Source organism: Aequorivita sediminis (assembly GCF_032080575.2).
GTDB lineage: Bacteria > Bacteroidota > Bacteroidia > Flavobacteriales > Flavobacteriaceae > Aequorivita > Aequorivita sediminis.
In genome coordinates, this window is record NZ_JAVLSO020000001.1 from 672,700 (window position 1) to 684,289 (window position 11,590).

Sequence of the window (11,590 nt, forward strand, 5' to 3'; positions counted from 1 at the left end):
TTCCTTCTAGGTAAGTAAATAAATTAATTGTTTTTGCATCAGTAGTTTATAGGACACCAATATCTTCCCGCGGAATAGTCTCGGTAGTTTGTAATCTAGTCAAGACGCCAATAACAAAAATCGAAATATATAGACCTTTTTGAGCGACAGTTTCATTCGGATGGTTGGTTTACTAATAGACTTTTAAATAATGCAATTGCCAAACTATTATTTAAGAAATAGTTAAAGTATACAAATCTGAAAAAAGGGAAAATCCCCCAACATAATACAGGGAATAACCTATTTTAATTTTGAAGATTTTTGCATAATTTTAAGAAATTAATTATAATCCTCAAATTATGAAATTAAAACCGTACAACCGCACAATCGCACAACCTTAAATTATTATATTTTATTGTTGTTGTATTAATGTTTTCAAATACTTATATAATTGGACAAAACACCAAAGATTATTTTTTAAAAATCAAACAAGGTCATGATTTAGGAGTAATTCAGAAAACACTTAATAATGATTCTACATTAACGCTTTCCATTAATAATAGCAGCTTTGCTAATCTAATAAATCAGAAACCCTCATATAAATTCGAAAAACCATTTCTCAACTTAAATAGTCCTTTCTTAGATTTGGTATATCTAATGACTATTAATGATAATGTCTCAATTAATGACATATTGAATAGGACTGAAGTTGATTATCTTGAATTAATTGAAGATGATATTCAATTAGCTGATGAACCTATGCCCTTTGCCATAGTGCCAAATGATTATACAGACACTCTTTTTGGTGGTAAAAACACCTCTCTAGATTTAATAAAGGCTCCTTTGGCTTGGACTATTTCAACAGGAGAAAATGTATTGATTGGTGTCGCTGATACAAAAGTAGATTTGAACCATTTTGACATACCTGTTATTCAAGAAATAAATCAACCTATCACCAACACAGATAAACATGGTACTGGAGTTGTTGGGATGATTGCGGCTAAAACAAACAATGGTTTAGGCATAGCAAGTTTGGCTCATAACGCATCAATTGTTTCAGCTCCGAGATTAGGAGATCAAGCAGTATATGCTTTACCACAAATCCCAGGTGTTAAAATTATAAATTGTAGTTGGCAATCAACTTGCACTTACAATATAGCATTGGTTTGCGATGGCCAAATACAAGATTCCAAAAACCTTTTATAACAATAGATCATGAAAAAGACATTTTTATTAATTATTATGTGTGCTATATGTTCAACCAACTTTGCTCAAGATATAAGATTGTTTGAAAATCAATGGTTCTTATATTCTCTAGAGATTGAGGGAGTAAATCACCCCGTTCCGCAAAATAACGAAGTAGGTGATGTAGAGTTGAACGTTATGGAACTATTATTTACAACAGAGTTTTGTGATTTTCTTATTCAAGGAGACGAGATAACTATTTCCAACAACGAGATAATAATACCAAATTTTATTATTACCGGCTTAATTACTTGTGAAATTCAAGAAAACATTGATTATATTGATTTATATTTCTTCCAATTCTTCAACGTTGAATTTGAAAATAGAATTTTTGAGTATGCCATTGACACAGACGGTAGTGGATTTGCACTAACCCTCACTAACCAAGAAGGATACAAAGCATATTATGGCAGTGTACCTCTAGGAGTTTCTAAGTTTAAAACCGCAGGGTTAACGATATATCCGAATCCCACTAATGAATTGTTAGTGATAAAGGCTTCAAATGGAATAGGCAAATTTAAAATCCAAATTTATTCAACGGAAGGAAAACTTCTAAAATCACAAAATTTACATTTTAATGGTCAATCATCAATAAACGTCTCAAACCTTTCCAGCGGTATCTATTTTTTAAATATTGAAGATGAAGAAGGGAATACTGAAACAAAAAAGTTCTTTAAAAGATAAACTGTTACTTATACCTACAAGGAGATTGCTTAGTGCCTCGCAATTACACCTTGCAGGATATTTAGGATTTGAAATAGTTTAAACAAAAAAACGCTCCGGAAAGTTAATTTTCGGAGCGTTTTAAATATTTATAGAAACTAGTTGTTACTTCAACTTCTTTTTCACTGCTACTTCTTGGAAAGCTTCAATAATATCGTTTTCTCTAATATCGTTGTAGTTTTTAATTTGAATACCACAGTCGTACCCTTTAGATACTTCTTTCACATCGTCTTTGAAACGCTTTAAAGAAGCTAATTCACCTGTGAAAACCACAACACCTTCACGAATCAATCGAATACCCGAGTTTCTAAAGATTTTACCTGTAAGCACCATACAACCTGCAATGGTTCCAACTTTCGATATTTTGAATGTTTCACGAATTTCGGCTGTACCAGTAATCTCTTCTTTCATCTCTGGAGATAGCATTCCTTCCATCGCATCCTTTACGTCGCCAATTGCATCGTAAATGATAGAGTATGTACGGATATCTATTTCCTCCTTATCAGCTATCTGACGCGCATTACCCATTGGACGCACGTTAAATCCAATTATAATTGCATCGGAAGCAGAAGCTAACAACACATCGCTTTCGGTAATTGGCCCAACAGCTTTATGGATTATATTAACCTGAATTTCTTCAGTAGATAGTTTTTGGAATGAATCTGTCAATGCTTCCACAGAACCATCAACATCACCCTTAAGAATAATATTAAGTTCTTTAAAGTCTCCAAGAGCAATACGTCTACCAATTTCATCAAGTGTAATATGACGTTGTGTTCTTACCGACTGCTCACGTTGTAATTGGGTACGTTTAGTGGCGATAGATTTTGCTTCACGTTCATCTTCAAACACATTAAACTTATCACCCGCTTGAGGCGCTCCATCTAAACCTAGTACGGATACTGGAGTTGACGGACCTGCTTCCTGAACATTTTTACCACGTTCATCTTGCATAGCCTTAACTTTACCACTATGCTGACCAGCTAGTAAGTAGTCTCCTACCTTTAATGTACCTCCTTGCACTAGAACCGTTGAAACATAACCACGACCTTTGTCAAGGAATGCCTCTACTACAGTACCATCTGCTTGGCGGTTCGGGTTTGCCTTAAGCTCTAATAACTCAGCTTCAAGCAGTACTTTTTCTAGTAATTCTTTAACACCAACTCCTGTTTTAGCAGAAATATCGTGTGATTGTATTTTTCCACCCCAATCTTCAACCAATAGGTTCATTTGAGCTAGTCGTTCTTTAATCCTTTCTGGATTAGCAGTAGGCTTATCTATTTTGTTTATCGCGAAAACTATTGGCACACCCGCAGCTTGTGCGTGGCTTATTGCCTCCTTAGTTTGTGGCATAATATCATCATCTGCCGCTACAACAATAATTGCAATATCAGTTACTTGAGCACCACGGGCACGCATCGCTGTAAACGCTTCGTGACCAGGGGTATCAAGGAAAGCCAGTTTTTGACCTCCATCAAGCTCTACGGCGTACGCACCAATATGCTGCGTAATACCTCCAGACTCACCTGCAATTACATTTTCCTTACGTATGTTATCTAGCAGTGACGTCTTCCCGTGATCAACGTGACCCATTACTGTTACAATTGGAGCTCTTGGAGATAAATCTTCAGGAGCATCTATGTTGCGCTCTATAGACTCTTCAATATCTGCAGTTACAAATTCAACGTCGTATCCAAATTCATCGGCAACAATACTTAATGTTTCTGCATCTAGACGTTGGTTCATCGTAACCATCATACCCAAACTCATACAAGCTGAGATAATTTTGGTAACAGGAACATCCATCATAGTTGCCATTTCACTAGCAGTTACAAACTCAGTAACCTTAAGAAGCTTACTTTCAGCTTCTTGTTGCGCCATTTCATCCTCAGTTTTCTGACGGTGGAAATCTCGTTTTTCACGACGGTACTTAGCACCCTTCCCTTTAGAAGACTTCCCTTGAAGTTTTTCTAAAGTTTCGCGCACTTGTTTTTGTACTTCTTCTTCGCTAGGCTCTTCTTTAGGAGTATTAGGACGTGGCTTTCTGCCTTTTCCACGATTATCTCTAAAGTTTCCACCTCCAGAAGTTTTAGGAGCTTCCTTACTTATACGACGACGCTTACCTTTTTTGTCTTTGTTAGCGTCTGTCTTAGAATCTTTTTTCTTTTCAGGTTTTTTAAACTGAGAAAGATCAATTTTTTGACCTGTAAAGTTTGGACCTTCTAGTTTGCGGTATTTTGTAGTTACCGTATCCGAATCTTTTTTTGAAGACTCCTCTTTGGCTTCTTCTTTAGATTCGACCTGAGGCTCAACTTTCGGTTCTTCTTTAGTTTCTTTTTTAGAAACAGGAGATTCAGCAGGCTTTTCTACTTCTTCTTTCTTAGCAGGAGGAGTTGGTTTCGTTTTTGGCTTTTCTTCTACAACATTTTCTTTCTCAGCCTTTTCTTCTACCTCAGGTTTTTCCTCAACTTTTGGTTTTTCGGCTTTAGGTTTTTCTGCAACAACTTCAACTTCAGGCTTTTCTTGTTTTTCAACCTTCTTTTCTTCTTTAGCAGGCTCCACCTCAACTGGCTTTTCCGCAGCTTTAGGCTCTTCTTTTTTAGGTTTCCCCGTAGAAAGATCAATCTTACCTATTTGCTTAGGACCCTCAAGTTTAGCACCAGCTTTGATTACTCGAGAAGCTTCTTCTTTCTTTTGCTTTTCTTCAAGCTCACGCTCACGCGCTAATCGAAGCTCTTCTTTCTCCTTGCGCTTTTCCTCACCAATTTCCTTGGATTCTACTTTTTTACTTTTGTCGGTTTCAAACTCTTCAAAAAGAACTTCGTATTCATCGCCCGTTATTTTAGTGTTTGGACTTGCGACCACATCGAAACCTTTTGTGCTCAAAAATTCCACGGCACGATCCAACGAGATATTAAATTCACGTAATACCTGACTTAGTCTTTTTTTCTTTACTCCAGCCATAAATGCTTTTTCCTGTTTTTCTTTTTAAAAAATTTGTATAAAAGTAGTCAAAGTTTCAACTACTCTTCAAATTCTTCTTTTAATATATTAATTACATCAAGAATAGTTTCTTCTTCCAAATCGGTTCGTTTAACCAAATCCTTGATATCGTGCTCTAGTACACTCTTAGCTGTGTCTAGACCTATTTTATGGAATTCTTCGATGATCCAGCCTTCTATTTCATCTGAGAATTCACGCAACTCTACGTCTTCTTCTGCACCTTCACGAAGTACATCTATTTCGTAACCTGTTAATTGACCTGCAAGGCGAATATTATGCCCTCCACGACCAATTGCTTTACTCACTTCTTCAGGACGAAGAATTACTTCAGCTCGCTTAGTATCTTCATTTATTTTAATTGAAGTTACTTTTGCTGGGCTTAATGCACGAGTAATATAAAGGTTAATATTACTTGTATAATTTATAACATCGATATTTTCGTTTCCAAGTTCACGAACAATACCGTGAATCCTTGAACCTTTCATACCAACACAAGCTCCTACAGGGTCAATACGATCATCGTATGAATCTACAGCAACTTTTGCTTTTTCACCAGGAATACGAACTACTTTTTTAACAGTAATTAATCCGTCAAATACTTCCGGAATTTCTTGTTCGAATAATTTTTCAAGGAAAATAGGGTTTGCACGCGACATAATAATTGTCGGTTTATTTCCTTTTAAATCAACACTTTCAATAATTCCACGTACGTTATCCCCTTTTCTAAAAAAGTCTGAAGGAATTTGTTTATCCTTTGGAAGAATAACTTCATTCCCTTCATCGTCCAACAATATAACGGCACGGTGACGAATGTGATGAACCTCAGCAGTGTAAATTTCTCCTTCAAGATCTTTAAATTGCTTATAGATGATAGTATTATCGTGCTCGTGAATTTTTGAAATAAGGTTTTGACGCAATGCTAAAATAGAACGGCGCCCTAGGTCGATTAACTTTACTTCTTCCGAAACATCCTCTCCAATCTCAAAATCCGGCTCAATTTTTTGTGCTTCGCTTAAAGAAATCTCCTCGTTTGGATCCTCTACCTCTCCATCTGCAACCACAACACGGTTTCTCCAAATCTCCAAATCCCCTTTATCAGGGTTTACAATTATATCAAAGTTATCGTCACTTCCATATTTCTTTTTCAGTGCATTTCTGAAAACGTCTTCAAGTATCGCCATAAGCGTTACTCTATCTATTTGCTTATCATCTTTAAACTCTGAAAAAGAATCGATTAGTGCTAAGTTTTCCATATCAATTCTATTAAAATGTTATCATCACTTTTGCTTCCATAATATCTTCATAAGGCAGTGTTGCCTCTTTTTGAACGGTAACTTTCCCCTTCCCAACTGGTTTAGGCTCTCGCACAGACCACTTCAAGGTACAATTTTCTTCGTTCGCAGCGATTAATTCGCCTTCAATTTTTTCTTCGTTTTTAGTTTTAACTTTAAGCATTCTACCTAAGTTCTTTTTATACTGCCTAGGTAATGTTAAAGGTTCTGAAACACCCGATGACATTACTTCTAATGAAAAATCATATTCCTCACGGTCCAAATTATGTTCAATTTGTCGGCTAACAGCTATACAATCTTCAACCGTAACGCCTTTATCGCCGTCAAGAATGACCCGTATCTGGTTATCTTCAGTAATATTTAGGTCGATCAAAAACAGAGATTGGTTTTCTGCTAAAGCAGTTTCTAGTAGTTGTGCTACTTTTTCTCGCATCGTTTTTTTAGCTATAAAAAGAGGGGACTTTTAGTCCCCTCAGATATTTTCGTATCAAAATCGGTGCAAATATACTATAATTTTTTAATATTATAAAAATCAAGGCCAACCGATTTATTTTTGTAAATTATCATCGCTAAAAAATTTAATCTCAAATCTATTTATGAAACGTATTTTAGTTCCCACAGATTTTTCCGAACAAGCTGAAAACGCGCTTAAAGTAGCTATAAAATTAGCTAAAAAACACAATAGTGAAGTTTATGTGTTGCACTCTTTAGAAATTCCAATGCAATACGCAACTGCTAAGGATTCTGGCAGCCTTCCTGAATCGTTGTACTTTATAAAACTTACTGAAAAACGCTTTAACGACTTAAGAAACAGCAACTTTCTTGAGGGAATTACAATAAACGAGACCATTGGTCACAACGAAATTTTTGAGGATATCAATGAAGCTTGTAAGAATTACGACATAGACCTTATCGTTATGGGGTCTAATGGCGCAAGTGGATTTAAAGAAATGTTTGTAGGAAGTAATACCGAAAAAGTAGTTCGTACTTCCGAGGTTCCTGTTTTAGTGATTAAAAATAATCATTCGGAATTTAATGTGGAAGATTTTGTTTTCGCAACTGATTTTTCTGAAAATTCTCGCGGCACACTAATTAAAGCTTATGATTTCGCTAAAAAAATTGACGCAAAATTACATTTACTATTCGTGAACACGCCTGCAGGTTTTAAAACTTCTGGGCAAGCCCAGAAATTAATGGAGGAATTTGTAGATGGTATTGCGATTGAAAATTATTCTCTAAATATCTATAACGACACTTCTGTAGAAAAAGGAATACTAAACTTCGCAAAATTTATAAATGGTGAATTAATCGGTATGGCCACTCATGGACGCAAAGGTATTTCACACTTTTTTAATGGAAGTATTAGTGAGGATATGGTAAACCATGCTAATATGCCAGTAATCACATTTAAGAAATAAAAAAAATTCTACTTATTTTTCTGAAGCCTGTGATCTATCAAGTCCACAGGCTTTCTACTTAATGGTGGAAACCTAAGTGCTTGAATCTCTTGTGATGAGGCAAATTCTAATTTAGGGGCTACTCGTAATTTTGCTCTAAAATGATCCTTGATATCTAAAAGAAGTTCTTCGGAAATTTTATCGGAAGAAATCTTTATTAAGATTTCATCGGTACCTAATTCATTGTGGAACACTTCAATTACGTAGCCATCAACTTCTGAAAAGTTATTTAAAATATTATACATCGCCGGCGGATACAAAGTAGTTCCCTTGTATTTAATCATTTGTTTTTTACGCCCAACAACTGGCCCTAAGCGCATAGTATTACGTCCACACTTGCACTTTTCCTCATTTGCTTGAACCATATCACCAGTTTTAAAACGCAATAATGGCATCGCTTCAACTCCCAAGGTGGTAATTGTAAGTTCGCCCACTTCACCATTTTTTACGGGGGTATTATTTTTATCTAAAATTTCAGCAATAATTAATTCTGGATGGTGATGACCGCCAACGTGGTATTCACATTCATTAAAAGCTGTGCTCATTTCGGTAGAAGCGTATGTAGAAAACAACTCAATATCCCAATCCTTTTTAATTTTTTTTGACAATATATTCAAAGAAAAATCTTGATTGCGAATAGGTTCACCAATGCATATAGCTGCTTTAACACCTGTATTTTTTAAATCTATATTTTGCTGTTTGGCGTATTCTATAAGTTTTAAAAGAAACGAAGGCACTGTAATTAAGTAAGTAGGATTAAATTTTAAAATTGAATCCCATTGTAGTTCAGGAATCCCAGAACCCACCCGAATGATGCCAGAGCCCAACTTTCTAGCTCCCAAAAAATACGCTAATCCTGCCATAAAACGGCGGTCCATCGTGGTCATTAATTGTAAAGTATCTTCCTTTCCAACTCCGCAACAAGCAAAAGATATAGCTTCATTATACGCCAGTCTTTCCAAATCTTTATCTGTTAAAGCAAAAGTTACAGGGTCACCCAATGTACCTGAAGTTGTCACGTAATCGATGATTTCAGATCTTGAAACACAGATAAAATCTTCATTATTCTGCTGAAGATGATCTTTAGTAGTTACAGGAATTTTATAAAGGTCTTCTAGCTTCGTTATTTCCGAAATGTCAATATGGTTTTCTCTAAAAAAGCGCTTGTAAAATGGAGATTTCTCATTTAGATATTCTAGTGTGTCTTTAAGTTTCTCCTCTTGAAAAACTTTTATTTCTTCTTTGGATGCTTTTTCTATTACTGGAATCATTTACTGTTCTTTTTTGAAGCAAGACTTTAAGGCTTACTAAACACCACGCCTTTTTAATTCTGTTAGTTTAATTTCCGAAGATATTTTTCAATTGTTTGTCTATCGGTAACTGTTGTTATTTCTTTAGTCAACGCTTTTTCAAAAGCAATTTTTGCGGCGGCGTCATATTTTTTTCCAAAGTAATACTTTCCTGTTAAATAATAGGCTTTCCAATACTCTGGGTTTTTTTGTTGTAAGGCTGAAATGATTTCCAGCGAAAGTGTTTCTTTTTCCGAAATAGCTTTTTCAACTTTCCGCTCTAAAACTCGGTAGTCTTGGTAGTCTTTAAATTCTTTTGAATGTATAAATTTATCTTCAGGAATATTCCCATTCCCGTTTGAAACTGAAGTAATTACAGGGTTGTCCTCCCTATTCATAAAAATCTCATCTAAATCGTATTCCACAAATTCACCCAATTGATAGGGGTTTGATGAAACCCATACTTTTTTACTTTCAGGTTTAAAAACTATCCCATGATGGGCTAAAAGTTGGTTCAATGCTTTTTCATTTCCATAACCTATTTCTTTGTTCTCTAATCCCTTTTTATTTCGAAGAATGGAAACCGCATCTTTAATATCAATTTGTTCATTTTCTGAAATCAGTTCTTGCATCCTTTCAAAACGGTACATAGAATGACTCTCTTCTATCCATTTTATATTGCGTTCGTCACTATGATATTCTTCACTTTGAAAGTGATTACTACATATAAGTTTATTGGTGTTTTCTACTTCATAAACACCAAAATTATCCGGTGAAACTTCAATAATAACCGCTTTTTTATCCTTAGCACTGCCGATAAAAATGGCTTCAGATACAAATACTTCACGCTTTTTTGCAATGGCAACTGCCTCGTCTATAGTAGATGCATATTGAAGAATTTCGCGTGTTACTATAGATATTGGTGTTTTAGCAAGTAATGGAATTTTCGATTTTCCAGCATTTATAGTAACCGTTAGACCTTGGTCGTTCATTCCAGACACTACGCCAATCATTCCACCCCAAGTTACCGACATAAAATTGTGCCCTTTTGAAGGATTTACAAAAGAGATTATTTTTTCCTTTGCAAAGTCATCTCCAGCATAAAAATCGAAATTTCTTCCAATTAGCAGGTCATTATCGACTGTTTTATCTCCCCAAACAGCGAACGATGAACAACCAACCAGCATTAAGTCTTGCATTGCATGGCCTATATCGTGAGCCCCGTGCAAGTATAATATTCGCAAATAAGGCTCGCCAATTTCACTGAAATTCGATGATGAATATTGTGAAAGACCATAAATTTCGGTTTTATATTCCTCAGGAATATGTTGATACATTTTGCGATTGTACCAAGCCAAAAATTTACGAAGTAAGAATTGTTGAAACTTTGAAGGGATTATATCCTCCACCATATTAAAGATATAAGCCTCCTGACTTTGAAGTTGTTGCTGTGTAAGGCTTCCAGTTATTTCTCCAATTTGTAGGGGATTACCTTCTACATATAGTTCCCACAAACCTTGTTTGTTTTTTAAGAAGAAGTTATTTCCAGCGATAAAAGTAGAATCGTTGATTTTAATTTTTTTAGGAATTGAAGAATTGTAGCCACTCACATCAGGTCTATTGTTAATAGATTTTGACACTCCACACGAATTAAAAAGAAATATTAATAGCGCAAATGCAAGTAACTTTTCGGAAGTCTTCATCCTTATAAATTTTGATTATTCAGCTTGGCTACCCTATTATTTGTTTTCTTATAGGTACGGTTTTCTTTATAATCAATCCACTTCTGCCCAAATGATTTACGCATTATATTTTCGAAATGTCGCATAAAGAATACGTTGTAAAGCATATTCCCAAAACGCCCTAAATGCCTTGGAAAAGCTCGAAGTGTCATAGAAAAACCTCCATTTAGATATTTTATATAGTGCCAGTATCCGCTTGGCATATACAGCGCATCACCGTGTTCCATTGTCGCGTGAATTCCTTCAACATATTTTAACGCAGGATATTCTTCAAAATCGGGATTATCTAAATCGATGGTTTCTAAGTTGTGTACTGCAAATGGAATTTTATATAAATATTTCGTTTGCTGGGGAGAGAAAAGCAAAACACTCTTAGTCCCCTGAAAATGGAAATGCACTAAATCTGCTAAGTCCATGTCGTAATGTGGTAAAACCTTAGACCCTTCACCTCCAAAGAATAGTACTGGAAGACGTTTAAAAAATTTTAAACCAATATTGGGGTATTCAAAATCTTTTAGAAGTTCTGGCAACTTCACCTTAAGATCGTAGAAGAAAATTCGTAAATCGGTAGGCTTGGATTGTATAAGATCGATATAGTCAGACATTTTCATTTCAGTAGCAGGCTCGGCCGAGTTCTGCTTCCCTTTTGTAGGCTCGTTGTTATAAAGTGGAACCACCTGATCTCCAGCGTGTTTTTGAATATAGTCTAAGTTCCACATTTTAAATGCCTTCCAATCTTTTGTGAGCCCTTCGATTAAAACAGGCTTTTGAGGTTTGTAATATTTCTCAATAAACTCTTCCTTAGAAATATTCCGAACCCTTTCAATAGGTTTTGATTTGATTTGTGACATCTCTAAACT

General features: G+C 35.3%; 9 protein-coding genes. 3 read left to right on the forward strand and 6 right to left on the reverse strand.

Annotated elements, in window-relative coordinates:
- Window positions 1-408 precede the first annotated feature (408 nt).
- Window positions 409-1,185: a S8 family serine peptidase gene (locus tag RT250_RS03065; RefSeq protein WP_313112012.1), complete on the forward strand. Its 777-nt coding sequence runs from the start codon at window positions 409-411 to the stop codon at window positions 1,183-1,185.
- Between the two features lie 9 nt (window positions 1,186-1,194).
- Window positions 1,195-1,908: a T9SS type A sorting domain-containing protein gene (locus tag RT250_RS03070; protein ID WP_313112013.1), complete on the forward strand. Its 714-nt coding sequence runs from the start codon at window positions 1,195-1,197 to the stop codon at window positions 1,906-1,908.
- 144 nt (window positions 1,909-2,052) lie between these two features.
- Here RT250_RS03070 and infB read toward each other — a convergent pair whose 3' ends face one another.
- Genes infB through rimP form a run of 3 tightly spaced genes read right to left on the reverse strand, consistent with a single transcriptional unit; the run spans window position 2,053 to window position 6,675 of the window.
- On the reverse strand, window positions 2,053-4,911 hold the full coding sequence (gene infB, locus RT250_RS03075) for a translation initiation factor IF-2 (RefSeq protein WP_313112015.1): 2,859 nt from the start codon (window positions 4,909-4,911) through the stop codon (window positions 2,053-2,055).
- A 59-nt stretch (window positions 4,912-4,970) separates the two neighbouring features.
- Window positions 4,971-6,203, reverse strand: a complete 1,233-nt coding sequence (nusA, locus tag RT250_RS03080) for a transcription termination factor NusA (RefSeq protein ID WP_313112017.1) — start codon at window positions 6,201-6,203, stop codon at window positions 4,971-4,973.
- A 10-nt stretch (window positions 6,204-6,213) separates the two neighbouring features.
- Window positions 6,214-6,675, reverse strand: a complete 462-nt coding sequence (gene rimP, locus RT250_RS03085; protein WP_313112018.1) for a ribosome assembly cofactor RimP — start codon at window positions 6,673-6,675, stop codon at window positions 6,214-6,216.
- Between the two features lie 163 nt (window positions 6,676-6,838).
- Between rimP and RT250_RS03090 the strand changes: the two genes are divergently transcribed.
- Window positions 6,839-7,660 (forward strand): universal stress protein, encoded by an 822-nt coding sequence (locus RT250_RS03090; protein ID WP_313112019.1) that lies wholly within the window; start codon window positions 6,839-6,841, stop codon window positions 7,658-7,660.
- 8 nt (window positions 7,661-7,668) lie between these two features.
- Here the strand turns inward: RT250_RS03090 and flxY are convergent, their stop codons facing one another.
- The 3 genes from flxY to RT250_RS03105 form a co-directional block, all read right to left on the reverse strand.
- Window positions 7,669-8,970, reverse strand: coding sequence for a flexirubin biosynthesis putative acyl-CoA ligase FlxY (gene flxY, locus RT250_RS03095; RefSeq protein WP_313112021.1), 1,302 nt, complete (start codon window positions 8,968-8,970; stop codon window positions 7,669-7,671).
- Window positions 8,971-9,032: 62 nt separating this feature from the next.
- On the reverse strand, window positions 9,033-10,691 hold the full coding sequence (locus RT250_RS03100; protein ID WP_313112023.1) for a C45 family autoproteolytic acyltransferase/hydrolase: 1,659 nt from the start codon (window positions 10,689-10,691) through the stop codon (window positions 9,033-9,035).
- Window positions 10,692-10,693: 2 nt separating this feature from the next.
- Window positions 10,694-11,581 (reverse strand): cupin-like domain-containing protein, encoded by an 888-nt coding sequence (locus tag RT250_RS03105; protein ID WP_313112025.1) that lies wholly within the window; start codon window positions 11,579-11,581, stop codon window positions 10,694-10,696.
- Between the last annotated feature and the right edge of the window lie 9 nt (window positions 11,582-11,590).